Source organism: Njordella calcicola, from assembly GCF_056494125.1.
Genome location: NZ_CM151396.1, coordinates 6992434 through 7011389, shown reverse-complemented (window position 1 = coordinate 7011389; position 18956 = coordinate 6992434). Strand labels below are relative to the sequence as shown.

Below are 18956 nucleotides of genomic sequence, written 5' to 3'. Positions count from 1 at the left end.
CATTAGCCGCAGCGTGTCAGTGGCGGTCTCTCATTGCGTCGACGAACCCCACCGTGTTTGAGCCAAAGTTCGGTCGCCTGCAGAGAGTGAATCGGCGTGGATGATGTGCTTGACCGGTCCGAGAGGAGACGGAATCAATTCCATCTCGGCATGAGCCAGTTTAGTTTATTGAAGTTGCTAAGGGCCATTGTGCCTGCGTTGAAAATGATGTTTCTGTGCCGGCTTGTCCTAGCTATTTGGCGCACTGAATCGCGTCGAATAGCAGGCCAACCGGCATAAGAGCCCTGAGCAATCACTTTTGAACTCCTTGCCCTACGAAACAAGACATCAAACCGCGACGCTGGCAACCCTTTTTCAGGATCGACTAACTAATCGCCAATCACTGGACGTCTAAAAACCCAACTTTCAACAGCGACGATGCCAGTGAATTCCCATCCATCCTCACCTTGTAGGTTCAGCCGCTGAGCGAGGAACTCATTCGTGGTCGGTCCAGGTTTACCATCGACGCTTAGGAATTCGTCGCTGCTCAATACTTGATACTCCCAAGCGGGAATTCCGTCTGGCTTATTCGCAGCGCCCATCAGCACACCAACGCCAAGTCCTAAGACCAAAAGTCCCCAAACCATATTTCGCGATATTTGCATAATCAAAAATCCAATCGGATAATTACAACATAGGCAGTTCTTCGAAAGCAACTCCAAGGTAACGGCAGCTTATGTTGACCGAAAGCTTTATTTCAGTTAATTCCTCGCCAGCAACACTATCTGCGATCGATGGAAATCAGCCAACTTTCGCAGCTATTGTCGTACAGCCAGTGGGTGATCCCGTCGTCAAATGCAAAGCAGGTGGGGGCAGGTGCGAATGTGCCGGGTGTTTCTGCGTCCCGCAATAGCGTCGCGGCCGTAGTTGTACTGGCAATCACTTGTTTGGGGGCGCCCATTTTGCGTAGCCGAGTGCGACGCGGGATCCCAACTAACTTTTCCCAACCCTCCGCGGCTATGCGGTCCAATCGTTCCGGTTGCTCTTGACTATCGCCAGGCACCAAAACGTTTCCTAACAGATTGAACTTCATTTCAAAGCCGCCGTCCCAGGCCTCAGCAACATCGTCTGGGGCAGAAATTGAATAGACGGTTACGACAAACAGCATGCGGTCAGTCTCCAAAAGGAAGAAACAACAAAGCACATCCCTATATGTTGCAGAAAAACGCGTCGCGTTAATACGACCAGCAAAAAAAGTCGTTCAAACGCTTCGTTCGTCGATCGGTTGCGGCGTTTGAGATGACTGTAGCCTCCGGAAAGAATCGCGACCGCAAGATGTTCACGATCGCAAGATTTCGGCAATCCTGGGAGACTGGAAAGCGGCTGTCTTCATCGCTTTGCTGGAGTCTCGCGAAGCCGTTGCCTTCGTCATATTGGACCGATGCACCTCGGCAAACAATGCCTGAGCTGGAAGTCCTGCAGCCACCGCGTCGCCCACCAGGACGTAAGCTCTGTCCGTCCAGGCATCCGCCGCTTGCACCAAATCGCCAGCCACGTGAGCTTCGATCCATTCGGCAAGCTCCTCGATTTCCATCAAAGCACGATGTAGCAATTCGCTCCCCGTTGACTTCGAGTTCCGATGCTGTTCCAGAAGACTACGCAAATCCCGTGCGAGACCCGCGTCATGCGTTGCATCGCTGCGCAGGAGTCGTGGCGAACTTGAAACACTCGCCCCAATCTGCCGGTGGAAAACGGTAACCAGTTGGATTTCCTCTTGCATCAACACACCTGCTTTCCAGTCTCGCCGCTAAACATCCACTTTCGATCTTCAAAATCATAGTTCCCTTCATTGCGAAACAGCATGCAATGGACACCTGCCGGAATGTGCTTGAGCATCTCTGGCTGATCATCGACGTAGAACGCTACCTCATGTTCTGCAATGACTTCCGCCTTCGCTTCAAAGCGGTTCACCAAGATCACTTCGTCATATCGAATGTTGCGAATATTTAGATCGTCAATCGCTTTCTGCCGATCACGGCGATACGTAATGACGATCACTTTCCCCGGCCAAGCGTGCGTCCAAGCCGAGAAAAACTCCGGCGCGTCCGTGATCACGCCATCTAGATCGAGCCCAAGCGTCGGGCATTTGGTTTGCATAAGTCCTCGTAAAGTTTGAAAGGGTAGCTGATTACAATTCGCTGCTGGCGCTGCTGTCGATCGGTTGCGGTCAGCGGCAGTGAGAGTCGATTTGGCTTAACAGAAAACATGCGAACTGGGAGAGCTGTCGTTGGCAATACGCGTTGCACGGATGATCGCGGCTGCAATCTTCCGGCCTCCTAAGTGCGATGGCTCGATGGGAGAAACCTCCGAGTAGTCATTGGGATCATTGCACAGCAGGCGTAAGTCGATCAAGTTCAGGTGACGTTCAAATGCACTGCGTGTAATGATATCGTTGAACAGAGAGATCCCCGCAATTTCTTTATCGCTCAGGCCAGGAACTGCGTCATAGACCGTGCAGACCGTAAGTGGCTTGTCGAAGCCGCACAGCGAATCTAGTAAGTTACGATAGCTTGCGTCGAATTTTCGCAACCGCGAACGGGACTCGGCAAATGCTTGTCCAATATTGTTAACTTGACTGCTAAGCAGCGAGGTGGCGATCCCCAGTGCGTCATTGCCACCCACGCTCAGGACCAAATGTGTCGCGGATTGGGGCAGTTGTTCCAGTTGATAGGCTACCGAAGCGACGACCGCACCGTCAACCGCCAACAGTGTCGCCTTGTTGTCACCCGCCAGCATGGCGTTTAGGTGGTCAATAACCGGTATGCCGTCGGGCACGTAGCTGACGTTGTCGAAGATCGAATCGCCGAGAAGTACGATGTGTTGCATGTGGGGCTTTGGCACAAGAAGGATAGATAGAAGCGATCGTAGCGAAGTGATCGTTAGCTTTAACTTTGCATCTAAATTTTACTACCTTTCAACTTTGGTGGCCACGACTGCTGAAGAGGGATGCATGCCCCCCGAAAGTGATTCGCGACACATAGTACGACTGGCCACGGCCAGGAGCTAGCGTTGACAGATTTTTTGACAAGTTCGATCGAGAGCCATACACTGCGATGCGTCATTGATCGTCGACGGTGGAGCTGGAGTCCGAGCCCTGGCGCAAGCACGGCAACGGATCCTGTCAAAAAACCTGTCAGAAGTATCTTGACCGCTCTGAGCAGCACTCCTGTAAAGGAAGTTGATTCAACTTCAGCGTGCTCGCTCGCTTTGGCTTTTAATGGTCCTGCAAACCTGAAAAGTTGAATCAACACTTTTGTTAGCTCACTGTTTCCCTTCTAACTCTCTTCGGACAAAGGTTACGCTTCGCATGGCACGATACAATTTTCGACCCAATGTACCTTATGCGGCAAAGCTTATTCGAGTTGCACGCCGCCCTATCGAAAATGACCCACGTCTGTCGCTGATATTGATTCGACTGGAGTTTGCGGTTTACTGGATGATGCAAAACACGCGGACGCTTGAATCGCAGGGCGAAGTCGCTTGCCGAGACATCTTAGTCGGGGCTGGTGTACCGGAATCGAAGGATGCAGGCCTGCTGTCGTACGCCCAAGCTTTAAGAATTGACGGCCCGATTAATCAGCTAGACCAATGGCTGAAACTTGAACAGATGGACCGCTGGATCAGTGTCACGTTTGGCGAGTTTGAAGCAGTTGGCGGACGAAATCCTTTCAATCGAATTTCGGACTTCAACCCAGATGGTTGGCAAGTGAAGGAGTTTCAATATGACATGACGGCTGAATGGGTGAAGGTAGGCGAGGCTGCACATGCTGTCGGCGCATCGGAATCGTCGGTCCGCCGACACGTTGACGCACTGGCTGCGGAGTGGGGCACAAGGCTGGTTACACGCTCTGGGGGCGAGCATCGCCGAATCTACTTGCCATTGTTCCTGAATGTCTGGGATAGATAACTCGCGATTCGCCATTCGTCTGGATGGGGTGAGGCTGGCATCGACCAAAAGGAGTGAACCTTCGCCGGCACGTAGGTCTCTTGTCAAAGCTTCTATGCCGATGGGCTGGCGACTTCCTTGGGCGATTCGAGCGGGTGGTAGGACTGCACAATGGAGGGAACTTGTCAAAGAACCTTTCAAACTGAACCATTTTACGAGTGCGGCCGTTTAGGCTTGGGCGTTAACTGCGAATCTTCGTTTTCTTCGTTACCAGAAGGTATCTTCAATTGGACAATCAAAAACTGGAATTGAACCGTCGACAAGCTATCGGTCTGGCCGCCTGCATCTGTAGCGGGAGTAGCCTGGGCGCAATAGCGAAGGGTATAGACGACCCCCAGATCGTTGGTCTTCAGTCCGGCGGTGTCAGTCTGGCTCGTCGGATTCGAGAATTGCACTGGCAACTATTTCTGTTTAATAACGATATCGTGCCTCGCTTTGTCGACGGTCGCGGCGATGCTCCCACCTATGATTTGAAGCGTGCCAAACGATTCCTCGGGGTCTCGCTTTATATGCGACGAAGGCTGGACGAACGAATTTTGAATGCTCACGTCGCATTCGACGCGAACATGCTGCACCAGCGTTTAAATGACTTGCATGTACGATCGAGTTTGGATTACACGGCTTTCGACGACGCGGTGGTTCAGCAACCTGGGATGGCCTATCTGCGACGCCCCAGTGGTGAGCCTGGTTACTCGTTTGCGTCATTGGCTGCGGGCAGTACGCCTGAGCGATTGCTAGAAAACGCTGAAGAGATTTGCGAGTGGATGGGGTTGTCGACGAAAGGGCCTGCTGCATTCGATGTCATTCGTGGTGCGACGCATCGAGAGTTAGAAGCGGCGTTCATGACGATGGAACGTGGCGACTACTTAGAGCTAGTGGAATCGCTGTTCATGATTCGGCCAGAGACTCCCGTTGGATTCCTTTCGCTGCGATCCCAGCCCAGCGACGGCCGTTGTGGATTTCGAGCGGTGATGTCGAATGTGTGCGGGAATTTGATGGAACGCTTAGCGAACAATTACTTCGATCAAACATTGGCGATCAGCGAGTTGGTCGAGTGCGATGGCAGTTGGCATGGTTTCATTGCCGGACAAGTTTTCGACATTTTGGTGCAAAAATGGCTGTGGTTGGTGGGCTGTCATCGATCACCGGAGCCAGTTCTGTTAGAGGAAGCAGGTCAGCTATCTTTGGCGATGCAACGCGGAGTCGTGGAAGGGATGCTGCACGCGTCGAAGAGATAGGGTGATGCAACCCAAAGAACAACGACAGGATCGCGATCTGTCACACTCGCATCTGAATGCAGCCTAAGAATATGCGGCTGAGCAGACTTCCGATCGGTATGATAATTGTGGTTATGGAACTCAATTCGATTTCCGCCTAGTCGATCGACGATGATTGACAAATGGTTGCCAACAGCAACATTAACAATCTAGGATGCCAGTTGCTTGGCTGAGCATCCAAAGCTGATTTGCAAAATTATAGTTGGCGTCGTTGCGGAACCGCATGACGATAGAACCTGAAGGAACGTTCTCAAGCATTTCATGTTGATCGCTAATGGAGGGCATGACGCCATGCTTGGCGATTACTTCCGCCATAGCTTCAAAGCAATCGCCCAACAAAATAGCCTCGCAGCGATTCCCCCACACATTGCCGGCCGCACTTGCTTTCGCGCGGTCGCGACGATATCGAATTTCAGTCACCTAATCGGGCTACGTGTGCGTCCAGGCTGAGAGGGATTCCGGGACATCCATAATGGCACGGCCAAGGTCAAAACTGAGAGTGAAAGCAGATTTTATTTGTTCTATCTCTTGTCAACGAATCCAAGAATCCATCCTTCACGGACTGCGACTTCACGTTCAGGATCGGTGTTCGCAAGCGGGTCGAAATACGAACCAAGGTGCTCTGAGGCATCTTCGGACGCCGCCCAAGCAACGCAACTCAAAACCTGAGATGCATCTCTTACGGGATGAAGCGATTCATCAATTGGAATAACACCTGGCCAAAACTCGGCATGTACGATTCGTGTTTCAACTGGAAACGATCTAACCCAACCAGTCTCGAACGGCCAAACTGCTGACTGTGCCGATAGGCATACATCGTTTCGAAGCGAATAGATTCGTGGCAAGCCAACGAGGACTTGGCTACCAACCGATCCGTTTCCAAATAGCTGCCAAACAGAAAATGGTCGATATCCTTGCGCTCTAAGGCGTTCCTCTACGACCCGAAATTCCTTAAGCGAATTTCGTTCAGACCAATCGGTCGGCTTAGTTGTCTTGAGTCCAAGTAATTGGTTCGCGTATCCACCCGTGGGTCGCCCCCAAAACGGCCCTTCTCCTGATTCTGCTCCTACCTGTTCATTCAAATCACTTGCTACCTGAAAACGATTGCTGCAATTTTTTTCATTATCACTTATCCGAGAGCTGAGCTCTTTCGAAATTTGAATAAATTCCGACCCGAGTGCTGCCGACGCAGAACACTGTGGGTATGCGTAAGCAAAATCGAAGCAAATCAGGACACGTTTGCCATTCTCCATATGCTTACGCAGTCTGTTTCGCAAGTGGCTTGTCGCGTACTCTCGAGTTGGTGCATTTATGCATGTTGCTTCTCCTAGCCCCCAAGACAGTTCTTCGTTCTCCCACTGTCCTTCAGCTATCCAAATACTGTCCTTGCCAAGCTTTGGAGCGTTGTTAGCGCTCCAGTCAATAAAAATGTATGCATCAAACATCATTTTGCTGCCTGGGCTCCGAAGTATGCGCACACTCGAAGCTAGAGCCTTCGGTAAGTTCCTGTCAGCTGGTGCACTGATGTCAGCTGGTAACATTTGCAAATACTCGTCCTCCTGATCGTCTTCTGCCTGCGCTAGGAATGCTTTAGCATCAACGACTTCGATCCTTGCCTCCGTTCCGCTGAGTGATCGCCAGTACATGCGATCGTCATCGCGAACGAATTTGTACGACAGTGTCTCGCGACCGTCTCTGCCGGGTGCTGATCGTTCTAAAATGCAGCGTCGGCCGTTGATGGATAGCTCAATTACAGACGAGGCCTCTACTATTGGACGCAATCTGCTTTTCGAATACCACCATTGATTGTCTTTTACTTCTTCAAGTGAGTGTTCCATTTTAGAATTCGAAGCGTGCATTCTGGGGTAAGGAGTGTGAACCGTTGTAAATTCTCAACAATTTATTTGACCGCAATTCTCGCCAAACGCCGGGACCGCATGCGGCTTCGAATTGGCATACCAACCCATGCGAGCAAGGCTCCCAAGCCGACTTGTGCGATCAATCCATCGCTACGGATGGCTAGTCGCAAGTCGATTCCCTAAGCATCTACCAACATGGCAAAAGGTTTGATACTAAGATAACAAAAAACTCCAATCCCATGTCAAAAATCCGCAGCTGACTGCCGCGAAAAATGCGATAAGCTTGCCGATAGTTCAAACGCAAATCCTTTCGATCGCGCAGATCGATAGGTGCTTCATCGAGTTGATTTCACGCGATGCCAATCCCGAAGACGGAACGGCCAAAATTCTTTTGGCGACGGACATGGTTTAACCTACAAACCCACCATCGACTTGGCTTGGACCTTGTCGTGGGAGAACACCACCACGATGATGCGACCGTCGTCTTGCCAGACCATGCTCTTCACATTCATCGAGATGCCCCCGAAACTGCCTTCGCTGCTACCTTGTTCCGTGCCGCTGCCCAGGAGGCCTTCGACTTCAGCGAGCGTCATTCCAGTTTTAATTCGATCGTAATTCTCTATCGTAACAGGGCTACCGCAGCCAACTAATGAGAGAAAAGCGATAACAAGAAAAGTCGTGCAGGATCTGGGGGGCATATGCAACTCCGGTTCTGTGAAGAGTTAATGTTGTTGGAAACTATCGAAACAATGGGGCGGCAGACAATGATCAAGGGCGGAAATCACACAACTCGCCAATTCGAAACTGGACGGTGAAGTTCTTGCTGCAATGTCGGCAAGCTTATCGTTGATGTCGTTTCGGATTCGATCTCAAACCGCGTTGTGGCAACCGCAATGCAGGCAGAGGTCGATGAAAACCAAACGAGGGCCGCCGGTTGACGTGCCGTTTGGACAGTATTGAAACGATATCGGCCTGAAAGAAAGCCGTCCATATTTGGAAGGTTCTTTGGCAGTTTTGCAGCATCGTCCTTTCATCCAGTCACAGACGGCCTACCAAATCATGGCATTTCCACACATAGCCCGACGGGTAGCTCGCAATGGGCAAGCGCTCAGATCCCCAACACAGATTCTTTACCCGGTTGCCATGGGCCATGCAATCTTCCACCAGCAGTTCATCATTTCTGGCAATCAAATTCCGCCGCAAAGCAGCATGTACCACTAATTGCAACCATAGGCACCATCGCATGCTCTCCCCATCAGGCTCACCCAGTTGCGCAAACACCTACCGTGCCGTAAAGCTCTTGGCAATCATCTGAGTCTCTATCGGCAAAGGCGAATATCGCAGGGTCGCTTGAGTCTCCTCATCATCAGGGCCAAACCGCAATGCCTGAGACAACGCACGAGCATGCCATCACATCCACCCTTCATGCAAAATCGGATGCTAGCCCATGTTACCGAGCCAGCCTGCATGTTCAGCGACTTTACGAATCACAATCTTTTTTCGGATGTAGAGAATCTTGCGGCACAGGCTTGAGTTGCGATTCATGCCCAGCGACGGCCGTTGTGGATTTCGAGCGGTGATGCCGAATGATTGCGGGAATTTGATGGAGCGCTTAATGCCACCAAACTCGCCCACGACATCAAGCAAGATATCCTCGAACCCTAACCCACCATTGACCACGTCCCCCGCTTCTACGAACGCGAAGTCCGTCAATCTGCAAGTAGCCTGAACTTTGAAAAGCGCCGGCTTTTGTGGATTAGACTTTACGCCGGTTGCAGCTAAGCGGTAAAACGCAGCTAGGAGCTTGACGGTAGCATTGCCTGATTTGCAGAATCACGCCTGCACACACCTCTAATTAGTTCGCAAAGTGGTGTAGAAACATGATGCTATCGTCGGTAACTCTGGCTCAATATCCGCTGTTGCAAAAGATATGTTGATGTCGTGATTCTTGAGTTCTTTTACCAAGGCATTTAATGCTGCCCAAGAATCGTCCATTATCTGCCCTGCTGCTCTTCGTTCCCCCGCTGTACCGAAGGCCCTGTCCCAGTAAGCCTTTGTCGCCAAGCAAATGCAATCAATCTCGCTCATGGAATTTTTGTCAGTAATTGGGGCTGATTCGGATTTGAGACCTAGAGAATTCCAACTCTTTTGAAAAACACTGTTCTCTAAATTCCACAAGTGTCGGACAGCAACTCCGTACGCGGCAACCTGAACAATCATCTGAAGAATGTTGTCTCCTGTGTCTTGCTTCAGTTCAATTGGGATCGGCATCCCATCCGAAGATGCGCCCATCAAATCAATTTCTCCCCAATTTGCCTGTTCTCTTCTGCCAAAAAGGGCGATGGAGTAGCCAACAATACGTGGGCACGCTGGCAAGAATTGCGCTGCCTCCGATTGTGGTTGCTGGTGATACTTGGACCAAAGGGCTCTTTCGATCCTAATTTCATAACCGGTTCCTGAGGAAATGTCACCGATGCCCTGACGTTCAATTACATAACTTTCGCGATACTGAACCTTAGCTTCAGTGTTTTCGATGAACTCAGGCAGCTTTCGTAGGATCTGAGAAATAGCTCCATTGATCCTTGATAAAGCCATCGCTTTTTTTGGGATCTCATGTAAGCCCAATGATGCGTCGATTTCCACTAGTCACAACTCCTTTTTTGCAGATGCATTTTGGGGTAAGGGAGAAACTCGAGTTTAGCACAACTTATTCACGGTCGCACAAATTGGAAATAAAGTGTGCCCAAGGCGCAGTTCAATCTGACCCAACCATGTCAGCACCGCTTGGTACAATGATATCATGGCAAAGAAGAAAGCAGTGGTGCCGAAAGATATTCCTGGGCGACGGGATGTGGATCGGCGAATTCGGCAGAGCGAGCGGATAGCTCGGGTGCTGCATGTTTTGAACCTGATTCAGTCACGGGGACGTTGGAACGTAAACGCTATCGCACAAGAACTGGGTTGCTCTGTGAGAACTGTTCACCGCGATCTGAACGTTCTAGAGTTCAGTGGGGTTCCGTTCTACTTCAGCGATGAAGAGCAGTGCTATCGGGTCCGACCGGATTACCGATTTCCAGCGCTGATGCTCAACGCCGAAGAGGCGTTAGGGCAAGCGATCGCGACGGCGATCAGCAAGGCACCTGGGCTCCACATTGGACTGGGAGCAACGCCGACAACGACTCGTCTTGCGGCGGCCTCCCAAGACGAAATCAAGCAAATCATTTCAGACGCCATGAGTCTGGTGGACGTGTTCGACTTGAAAATGGCCGACCACAGTCGCCACGGGGATATCCTGAGGACAATTCAGCTTGCGTTACTCGGGGCTTCGCAAATCACCGGCGTGTACGACTCTCCCTACGAAGATTCGCCGGTCAAGCTGACGATTCATCCGTACCGTCTGTGCTTGGTGAAACAAGCCTGGTACGTCATCGGACACATCGATGGAGAGCAGCGGGCCAAGACCTTTCGCGCCGCTCGCTTCAAGAGCCTTCGGCAAACGCAGGCGATCGCCGACCGACCCAAGCACTTTGACCTTCGCGAGTATTTCGGAAATGCATGGTCGGTTTATCGCGGCGAGCAAAGCTTCAACGTCGAGCTACGCTTTGATTCAACGGTCGCGCGAACCGTAGTGGAGACACATTGGCACCACACGCAGCTAACCATCAAGCATCAAGACGGTAGCGTCACGTTGAAATTCACTGTCGATGGACTTGAAGAAATTGAAAATTGGATCTTGGGCTGGACCGGGAGTGTAAAAATCATCGAGCCCAAGGAACTGCGGGCATCGATTCTCGACAGACTTAGCAAGGCCATCGCGATAAATTCCCAAAGCAGCCCGCACCCCTGACCCAACAGTGTCACGTTGATCAGTCAAAAATCGAACTTCTACTACAACGTTTTGAAAGAGACACAATGAAGATCAAAGTAAAGTCAACAAAAGAGTCGAGGATCGATAGCCCCAAAGCAACCGAGCGGGTGATTCGCGAAAACGAGATTATCAAATCGGATCGCATCGAGCTAATCAATTTGGCTGTGCGGGTTGCTGGGATGATGATTTCGAAGCAGATACTGCCATTGATGCTTTGCGACTATCCGACCGATGAGCCAACCTTGGATACTCCCGAACAACAGGCCCGTGATGCGGCGCTCGCTTTCCTGGTGAGACAATTTGAACAGGGCTACAGCTTGTCCGAAACGGTTGAGAGGAAGGTCGAACTGCATTACGATTCCAAACGCACAACACTGTGACCCGCAGTGTGACGACCAACACCAAGAAGTACATGACCCCAGACGACTTCGAGCTTCAATTTTCCTACATAAAACAAGAACCAGCCCCTTATGCAAGTCACTATTTTCCGAGGTAGCAGAGAGGTTGGCGGAAGTTGCATTGAGGTCAAATCTGGCAGTACGCGAATCATTCTCGACGTCGGCATGCCGATCTTCGACGAAAACCGGGAAGCTTATGATTACTTTGCACTTGGTCGCATGTCGACTGCGGAACTTGAGGATAAGGGGATTGCTCCGAATGTGCCCGGGCTCTTCTCGGGTAAACGCCATCCCGACGCGATTCTGCTTTCCCACGCACATCTCGATCACGTTGGCCTACTTAGGCACACCGTGGCGACGATTCCGGTGTACGCAAGCAAGGGCACTAGCAAAATGATGTTGGTGGGTGAGGTCTTCGCCAACCAATTCAGAATTCCCGATGGGAGATACAGGGAAATATGTTCAGCGAAGTCGGTAACCATTGGCCGCTTCACCATCACTCCGTTTGCGGTGGATCATTCAATTCATGGCTGCCTGGCATTCTTGATCGAAGCCGCTGGCAAACGGTTGCTCTACACCGGCGACTTAAGGTTACACGGCCACAGGCCTGCCGAACATGAAAGGATCATCAAAACGCTTAGCGGGTCAAGTCTTGACGCATTAATCGTGGAGGGAACTCACTTCGGGTTTGATGATAGAGACGCAGTCAGCGAAGCAGTACTGGAAACACAAATCGCCAAGCATGTTGAAAACGCCCGCGGGTTGGTTCTAGCTTCCTTCTCGCCTCAACACATGGACCGCTTACGCGCGTTCATTGATGCAGCCAAGAAGGCGGGGCGAACCTTCGTGGCTGACGTTTACTCCGCGTTTACTCTTCACATGGCGAGTCGCGACGCCGGACTTAAAGACCCGCTAAATAGCGGTTTTGGAAGAGTTTATTACCCGCAATCGGAACGCAAGAAAATTGATCGGAGAGGACCCACCAAAGTTCATGACATGTTTCGCAGGCTCGAAATCCAAATGGATACGATTCTGCGAACGCCTAAAAAGTATGTGATGGTGTTTAGAGAAAGCATGCTAGATGATTTTGGGGACGGCTTACCCAGGGATTCGCTGTGTATTTATTCCAAGTGGCAAGGTTACAATCGGCAAAAAAACTGGAAGCAAGTCGAATCTGCCATCGCGGCCACCGATGGACAAATCATTCACGCCCATACAAGCGGCCACGCATTGTCGTCTGATATCGTAAAGTTTACTGCTGCGATCAACACCAAGACGATAATCCCTATTCACACTTTCGAGCCTGAGTCGTTTCGCGAGCACTTTAACAACGTGGTGGTTGCGACTGACGGCCAACCAATCATTCTCTAAGACAAGGACACGCGATTCACATGATGTCTGCAGAACCAATAGAGCCGACGAAAGCGGGCCGCATGATCGCCATTGGTGATATCCATGGTCATGCCGACGCTTTGCGACGATTGATCAAGGAGGTCCAACCGCAAATGGAAGACGTCTTCGTTCCACTGGGCGACTACGTGAATCGTGGACCTAATTCTTGCGGCGTGATTCAGACGCTGATTGAACTTGGAGAGCACTGCCGAGTATTTCCGATCCTAGGTAACCATGACGAGATGATGCTCGATGCTAGACGAGACAAATACGCGCTGGATCGGTTCCTTTACGACGGTGGCGATCAAACGCTTGCGTCGTACACGGACGACGCTTGGTTCCGCGGCAGCGACCTTTCATTCATCCCGAATGAGCACTGGGAGTTTCTCACCCGATGCTTGCCATTCTTTGAAACCGAGCAGTTTATTTTTACACATGCTAGTTATGATCCATTCGCGGCGATGAACCAGCAAACATCTCGACTGCTTCGTTGGACACCTATTGAAAGCCATCCCCCGCTGCCACACTCGTCTGGAAAACTGATTGTGGTAGGACACACTGCGGGGCAAGCTGTGCGGCATTGGGGACACGTGGTTTGTATTGATACTGCATGCGGCTTCCAAGGACGATTGACTGCCTATGAACCCGCGACCGGGATGACGTGGTGGGTAAACGAGTGTGGTTCAAATACCAAATAGTGTCAGCCTTATATTCTCGGTCAGGTCTAGATGGAAGAAATAGTAATTTGCCACGAATAAAGACTTGTAACCTGATCAGCCCCGATCTGGAGACGCGACACTCGAGGTTGACATTCCGATGGACGTCACATACAACCGCCTGATGATTCTACGATTCGTTTCGTCTCTTTCAGATTGGCAAATATTTGGACGATTGACCGTCAATTTTCCGATAGGTTGGTCGCGAAAATAGTTCTGCGGCGGGGCGACCTCTCTTGTCCCGTTATCATCAGCCGGCTTGGCACGTCTTCCTCTGGTACAGGCCTTCCATAATAAGCGGAACGGTTCCAGTAGCGACGCAAGGCGATTCCTGACTAGATTCCGGACAGGGGGACTTGCATACCTCGCGTGGGAATTCAAGTTTCAATGCGATCTCATGAGTATGTAAATCCAAACGGACTAAATTCAAACGTCAAGTAGCAGCTGCCGCTGGAGTATATAGGTATGCTCCAGTGCCTCGCATTGTATTCTACTATGGTTCAAGATTACCTCAAAACGGCCGACTTCTTCGCTGGATCTATGACGGCTAATTGCGAACGAGCAACGAGAGTATCCAAGACAGAAGCTCATCTTCTACCGATTCATTGAAAGAAGCTCTTTCATTTGATTTATCGGGGTACTTATCTAAAAGTAGTCCTAGATGCGACAATGGGAAAACACGCTTGCTATGGGAAGGTCTAACGAGTGTTGCACTATCGATCGTCACGGCTCCATCCCCAACTCCATCAATCAATTCTGGTGCGACGGAAAGTTGCTGTAAGTTTGCAGCTAGCTCAAGTCGCGGTTGGTATTTCTCAATAACGCGTTGGATCATAAACGAAAACTCCTCCTGCTCACTCCGGTCAATAGGACCAACGCTACCGGCAATCAAATGTAGTCGCACCGATGCAGGAAGCGGTCGGGATAGGAGTTCGCGACGCATCTGACTTTCGGGCACCAACATTTCGACTGCTTCTCCAGAGCCGTCTTGCGCAATGTCGCGGGCTGCCCAATCACCAGCCATGATCCGAAGAGCGACGTCAGCAATCTCCAGTTCCTCTTGAAAGCGAGCTAAAGTCGAACCGCCAAAAGGCGTACCGAGCGTCACTATGTCGGTGACCCCCAACGAATCACCTACCGAGTTGGCGACGGCTTCCCAAGCAACAAGTCCACCGAGACTGTGTGCGACGATTACAAACCGCGTGTGAGGATGCTCAGCGTGAAGTCGCTTCAACTCGGTTCGCAGAAACAAAGCTGGTTTGTAAATGTCACCGTCGTTGGGATAAATCAATTGAAGAGGAAACCAACCATGACTTGCAAAGATTGGCGCAAGTTTTCGGTAAGTCATCGCCCCCCTTCGAGCCCATGGACTAGAACAACGACTTGACTCTGCTCGTCCAAGTCTTTCAGATTTATGAAATGGGGCGGAAATAAAAGTTTCTGAATCTGATTCCTCTGATCCCGATTGAATTCGATCTTCAGAAGGGTCGGTGAGATCGAATAATCAATTATCGAACCTTCGGATTTCAGTAACGCTAGAGCAAAACGAGTTCTCATGGTTAGCGGAAACCAAGCTGGATATTCATTCGCAGATACGTTTCCTACGCCAAGGCGACCCAAAGGATTTGCATCATACTGATCGCCTTGAATCATTAACTCAACATGAATCGTTTCGCTCGACTGTTGAGCCTGAAGCATTGATGTAAAAATCACCAAGCACAACAATTTGGCAAGCAGGAAATACCGATGCGTCAGCGTGTAACCTTGCATGCGTCAAAGCTCCTGAAGAATGTTGCAAGTATTTATGGTTTCTGGTCCTATGTATTGGTCATGAGCTTAAGGATTGAAGATTGAATTGTTCTTCTAGGTCAATCGCAAGGGGCTTGTCGTAGTCACGAATTGGAAAATGATTCATGGCGCAGTTCATGCTAGATTTTCGCTCGTATCCGGAGCTTGCGAAGTGTGGATTTCAGTGAGATGCACCCAAACAGTAGCGACACTAATCCATGGCATACGATCGCGATACTGATCAAGCTCGTCAAACCCCACAGTCGAAGTCGAGCATAGCCATACTCCTCATCCTGTGATCCACCAGCAATAATCGGCCGCAACGATAGATCCGCATATCGCGTTAAAGTCATATACGAAAACGCGGTCGCCCATTCATTTGGCACGCGCGTGTTATCTTCCTTGCGGGCCTCTAACTCACTTTTTGACAACGGGGTTTTTGTTGCGTCGCTTGACTTTGGCGCCGTCGCACAGAGATCACAAACAAAACCTAAATCTTTTCGAAAGTACAAAAGTTTTGAAGGGCACTCTGGGTGCGCCTCACATTTTCGATGCCACCAAAAACCAGCGTACGTCTGCTCGAGCACGGAGTCACTCTTTTGGGCCTGAACCACGAATGGTGAAAAGAGAATTTGAATAATCATAACCAAGGGGAGAATCGACGCCGCAATAAGAGTTCGCCATCGAGCTACTACCGAAATCAGTAAACCAATTTGTGACGCCGTGATACCAACAACAAACAAAGTTAAGAGCACACCCCAAAGGTATTGATCTAAATCTGCAAAGTGCTGATCTCCGAGTTGATAAGTTGCTAGTCCTTGGCTCTCTCGTGGACTGCCATAAAACATCGGTCGCTCGAGAAACCACCTTCGCCACAACCAAAACGCTGCGAAAAAGAGACAGGTTTGAACAATTGAAACCATTACTGAGAAGCAAGATTTCGCAGCGATGAACGGGTACGACCGCAGGCCCTGCCAACGTTCGTATTGCGTGCGATACCAATTCATGGTCAAGGAAAGATGACTGTGGCTTGCCGACATCCAAATCACTGATAAGACACACAAAAAGCCAACTAGATGTGGCTGAAAGTCTTCAGTTGGAGCTGCAATTGCAATTCCTAGCCCGAACAGGATTGGGATTATCACACAATCAAGCAAAACTTGCGGCAGCGAAATGGATACCGGCCACCTGATAGTGAAGAACTTTCGTTGAAGGAACTGAACCCATTCTCGGCAGATCACTTGGCAGAACTGCCGAAAACTATTTGGGGTGTGATTCAGGGCGGGTTGGGGAGCAGGATTAATCGAAGACGAATTTCCGCCGTATGGTTCGGAATGCGTATCGGCTACGATTTCTCCTGCTTCCAAGGTCAGCTTGCGATCAAAGATTTCCATACCATGGCGATGATGGGTGACCATGATTACCGTTGACCCTAGCAAGCTAATCGTTCGCAGTAATCGCCGCACGCTGGAAGCCGTCTCTGGGTCCAGCCCACTATCGGGTTCATCTAGCAACAATACTCCCGGCCGACGTGCGAGCGCTGCGGCCAATCGCATGCGCCTAATCTGCCCACCTGACAATTGCGACGGGAAGCGCTTCTTGAAATTTTGAAGACCGACTTCTCGTAGCGATTCTTCAATGATCGCTTCTTCTACCTTCGGATTTACTAACCTAACGTAGTCTTTTGTTTGCTGAACTACCGTCATGTCTTCATAGACAACGTCCATTTGTGGGACGTAGGCAATTCGCTGTATGGCCGGGTCTGGCGAATCGTCGCGCGATCGCCCGCCAATGGAAACAACGCCTCGCCCTACCCGTGTCTCAACAATCTCACGCAGCAAAGTAGACTTGCCAGAACCACTAGCGCCAATGATTCCAACAAATGAGCCAGAAGCAAAATGCAACCTCGGTATATTTAGTCGCGTTCCGACAGAAACCTCATCTAATTGGATCGTGTCACCGGACAGCGGGTTAGCGGCTACAAGTGCGGAATTGTCGCCACCAAGATAAGTATGAAAGATCCACGGGTAGCATCCGATTGTTAGCAAGTCGCCCGGCCGCAATTGCCCATATCGGCAGACACGGCCATTTAGCGTCAACCAACAATCCGGGTTCTGGTTTTTCATTACCTCCCGAATAAACAAAGTCTCCTTTCCTTTCGGGTACCAAACGAAAACATCTGTACTATCGTCTAGCACATCTTTGTAATTTATCGAGTCAACCGATAACGTTTTCGCTTCATCCTTCTTAAATTCCAGCAGGGGAGTTGGATATGGGTGTGAGTGTAGACGACTCGCGTCCCAACGATTTGAACTCGTTTCCTCTACTTCAAAAAAGACTGCGATCGAAGGCAGCGACGCAGCGATTGCAGCAGGCACGTCACACTCTTGACACTTTTCCCATTTGTCATCGTTAGTGGCGCCGCAAACATTACAGATCTTGCCAGCAAGTATGGTCATCAATCCGTTCGCTTAGCTTCATAACGCCATTGGCCGGAGATATCGCGCCTCAACTCCGCTTTGAACAAAAAGTGGTCTGTCGACATTCGCGAAAAACTGATCGCGCCGGTCCCGGTTGACATTCTCAGCATTGCATCGCGGTTATCTACCTTCATCGTACCTTCCATTCTGTTGATGGTATAACGACTTTCCTCTCCGCCGCTGACAGTCGTGACTTCTACCTTTCCATTTTGGATAAACACGCTTCGAACAGGATTGCCGTCATAGATATCATCTCGCTCGTACTGTAGTTTGATTTCGCCTTTGCATGTAGCGTCGCCTTGACCTGCGAAAATTGAGGTTGCACGCGATGCATCGAGTACCCACGAATCTCCAATACGTTTTTCTAGCGATGGGAATACGTAGAGTTCCGATAACGGATTCGCGCCCACCAACCAACTTCGAACGTCATCTTCTGAAAGCTTTGTGGCTTTTTCGTTTCCATTGTCAATCTGTTTTGCCTCCGTAACGCCTATTCCGTTGACCCATTGGATCTCGAAAGTGCAACCTGAGTAAACCCTTGGAGTTTCCAACCATTCCAACTCTTTCGCATCGTTCAAGCTATCCGCTGTCAATCCGATTAGCTTTGCCACAGTGGTGAGTGTCCGCTGGTAATTAGGATCTACCTGATCCAATTTTCTTAAAACCGTGGTAGAAACCTTAAATGATGGAGACCACAACTCAGCCGCTTGAATGCCCTTCTTGATCGCAAAATCAAAAACTGGGTCATTGGTTTCGAAATTGGTTAAACGCAGTGTCTGCTTAGTAACAATTTTGGATGAGCTAGCCTCAATTACTTCGCAGCGAATCCGAATCGTCGAAGTTTGGCCAAACTTGCTGTTATCTAAAATCTTGGTTTCGGTGTGATAGCGGTTCGACTGAATGAACTGGCTTTCGCCCTTGATTCCCCAGGCTTGTGAACTTGCATGTCCGTCAACTCGCAGAACAGACAGTGATTGCCACGTCTTTCCTTTGGGGTAACGTTGTTCCAGTTCGCTGGTTTTAAAGGGTTCGAACGTCTTCCGATGCTCGTCGGGCACTGAAACCGTTTGAGCAGCAAGCGGAGGAATGGCTAAAAAGCAAGCAGTTAAAGCGTAAAGTATCCTTTTCATCGTTACTCTCTGAATGGTGAGGAAGTTTCTAAATCCGTAAGAAAGAACGTCGGTGTTAAGCGA

The 18956-nt window shown here is 50.2% G+C and carries 20 protein-coding genes; 7 read left to right on the top strand and 13 right to left on the bottom strand.

The annotated features are described in order from the left end of the window. Positions 1 to 368: 368 nt before the first annotated feature. From SH302x_RS27130 to SH302x_RS27110, 5 genes are all read right to left on the bottom strand, one after another. On the bottom strand, positions 369 to 644 hold the full coding sequence (locus SH302x_RS27130) for a hypothetical protein (protein ID WP_479366260.1): 276 nt from the start codon (positions 642 to 644) through the stop codon (positions 369 to 371). A gap of 116 nt (positions 645 to 760) precedes the next feature. Then, entirely contained in the window at positions 761 to 1147 is a 387-nt protein-coding gene (locus SH302x_RS27125; protein ID WP_479366259.1) for a hypothetical protein, read from the bottom strand. 171 nt (positions 1148 to 1318) lie between these two features. After that, entirely contained in the window at positions 1319 to 1759 is a 441-nt protein-coding gene (locus SH302x_RS27120; RefSeq protein WP_479366258.1) for a pyrophosphohydrolase domain-containing protein, read from the bottom strand. After that, the gene (locus SH302x_RS27115) at positions 1759 to 2136 is read right to left on the bottom strand and encodes a hypothetical protein (protein ID WP_479366257.1); all 378 of its coding nucleotides are present in this window, start codon (positions 2134 to 2136) and stop codon (positions 1759 to 1761) included. Before SH302x_RS27115 ends, SH302x_RS27120 begins: the two co-directional genes overlap by 1 nt. A gap of 96 nt (positions 2137 to 2232) precedes the next feature. Then, positions 2233 to 2865 carry an SGNH/GDSL hydrolase family protein gene (locus SH302x_RS27110; RefSeq protein WP_479366256.1) on the bottom strand — a complete coding sequence of 211 codons (633 nt, stop codon included), beginning with the start codon at positions 2863 to 2865 and terminating at the stop codon, positions 2233 to 2235. A 481-nt stretch (positions 2866 to 3346) separates the two neighbouring features. Between SH302x_RS27110 and SH302x_RS27105 the strand changes: the two genes are divergently transcribed. After that, positions 3347 to 3946, top strand: coding sequence for a hypothetical protein (locus SH302x_RS27105; RefSeq protein ID WP_479366255.1), 600 nt, complete (start codon positions 3347 to 3349; stop codon positions 3944 to 3946). A 191-nt stretch (positions 3947 to 4137) separates the two neighbouring features. On the opposite strand, the gene SH302x_RS27100 is transcribed toward SH302x_RS27105, so the two are convergent. Continuing rightward, on the bottom strand, positions 4138 to 4380 hold the full coding sequence (locus SH302x_RS27100) for a hypothetical protein (protein WP_479366254.1): 243 nt from the start codon (positions 4378 to 4380) through the stop codon (positions 4138 to 4140). Here SH302x_RS27100 and SH302x_RS27095 point away from each other — a divergent pair. Next, entirely contained in the window at positions 4375 to 5223 is an 849-nt protein-coding gene (locus SH302x_RS27095; RefSeq protein ID WP_479366253.1) for a hypothetical protein, read from the top strand. The genes SH302x_RS27100 and SH302x_RS27095 overlap by 6 nt on opposite strands. A gap of 180 nt (positions 5224 to 5403) precedes the next feature. On the opposite strand, the gene SH302x_RS27090 is transcribed toward SH302x_RS27095, so the two are convergent. The 4 genes from SH302x_RS27090 to SH302x_RS27075 all read right to left on the bottom strand — a co-directional run bounded on the left by SH302x_RS27090 (position 5404) and on the right by SH302x_RS27075 (position 9764). Further along, positions 5404 to 5682 (bottom strand): hypothetical protein, encoded by a 279-nt coding sequence (locus tag SH302x_RS27090; protein ID WP_479366251.1) that lies wholly within the window; start codon positions 5680 to 5682, stop codon positions 5404 to 5406. A 1852-nt stretch (positions 5683 to 7534) separates the two neighbouring features. Continuing rightward, positions 7535 to 7819 (bottom strand): hypothetical protein, encoded by a 285-nt coding sequence (locus SH302x_RS27780; RefSeq protein ID WP_488193096.1) that lies wholly within the window; start codon positions 7817 to 7819, stop codon positions 7535 to 7537. A 742-nt stretch (positions 7820 to 8561) separates the two neighbouring features. Continuing rightward, entirely contained in the window at positions 8562 to 8834 is a 273-nt protein-coding gene (locus SH302x_RS27080) for a hypothetical protein (RefSeq protein WP_479366249.1), read from the bottom strand. Between the two features lie 138 nt (positions 8835 to 8972). Then, positions 8973 to 9764 (bottom strand): hypothetical protein, encoded by a 792-nt coding sequence (locus tag SH302x_RS27075; protein WP_479366248.1) that lies wholly within the window; start codon positions 9762 to 9764, stop codon positions 8973 to 8975. A gap of 157 nt (positions 9765 to 9921) precedes the next feature. Between SH302x_RS27075 and SH302x_RS27070 the strand changes: the two genes are divergently transcribed. The 4 genes from SH302x_RS27070 to SH302x_RS27055 all read left to right on the top strand — a co-directional run bounded on the left by SH302x_RS27070 (position 9922) and on the right by SH302x_RS27055 (position 13477). Beyond that, positions 9922 to 10968: a helix-turn-helix transcriptional regulator gene (locus SH302x_RS27070; RefSeq protein ID WP_479366247.1), complete on the top strand. Its 1047-nt coding sequence runs from the start codon at positions 9922 to 9924 to the stop codon at positions 10966 to 10968. Between the two features lie 65 nt (positions 10969 to 11033). Continuing rightward, positions 11034 to 11369: a hypothetical protein gene (locus SH302x_RS27065; protein WP_479366246.1), complete on the top strand. Its 336-nt coding sequence runs from the start codon at positions 11034 to 11036 to the stop codon at positions 11367 to 11369. Positions 11370 to 11459: 90 nt separating this feature from the next. Then, complete coding sequence (locus SH302x_RS27060; RefSeq protein ID WP_479366244.1) at positions 11460 to 12758, top strand: MBL fold metallo-hydrolase; 1299 nt, start codon at positions 11460 to 11462, stop codon at positions 12756 to 12758. Positions 12759 to 12778: 20 nt separating this feature from the next. Beyond that, entirely contained in the window at positions 12779 to 13477 is a 699-nt protein-coding gene (locus tag SH302x_RS27055) for a metallophosphoesterase family protein (RefSeq protein ID WP_479366243.1), read from the top strand. Between the two features lie 565 nt (positions 13478 to 14042). Here SH302x_RS27055 and SH302x_RS27050 read toward each other — a convergent pair. Next, positions 14043 to 14843, bottom strand: a complete 801-nt coding sequence (locus tag SH302x_RS27050) for an esterase/lipase family protein (RefSeq protein WP_479366242.1) — start codon at positions 14841 to 14843, stop codon at positions 14043 to 14045. Positions 14844 to 14985: 142 nt separating this feature from the next. Here SH302x_RS27050 and SH302x_RS27045 point away from each other — a divergent pair, with 142 nt between their 5' ends. Next, the gene (locus tag SH302x_RS27045) at positions 14986 to 15201 is read left to right on the top strand and encodes a hypothetical protein (protein WP_479366241.1); all 216 of its coding nucleotides are present in this window, start codon (positions 14986 to 14988) and stop codon (positions 15199 to 15201) included. Positions 15202 to 15423: 222 nt separating this feature from the next. On the opposite strand, the gene SH302x_RS27040 is transcribed toward SH302x_RS27045, so the two are convergent. Continuing rightward, positions 15424 to 17742, bottom strand: coding sequence for an ATP-binding cassette domain-containing protein (locus SH302x_RS27040; protein WP_479366239.1), 2319 nt, complete (start codon positions 17740 to 17742; stop codon positions 15424 to 15426). Beyond that, entirely contained in the window at positions 17742 to 18893 is a 1152-nt protein-coding gene (locus SH302x_RS27035) for a hypothetical protein (protein WP_479366237.1), read from the bottom strand. The genes SH302x_RS27040 and SH302x_RS27035 overlap by 1 nt, the downstream gene beginning before the upstream one ends. Positions 18894 to 18956 lie beyond the last annotated feature (63 nt).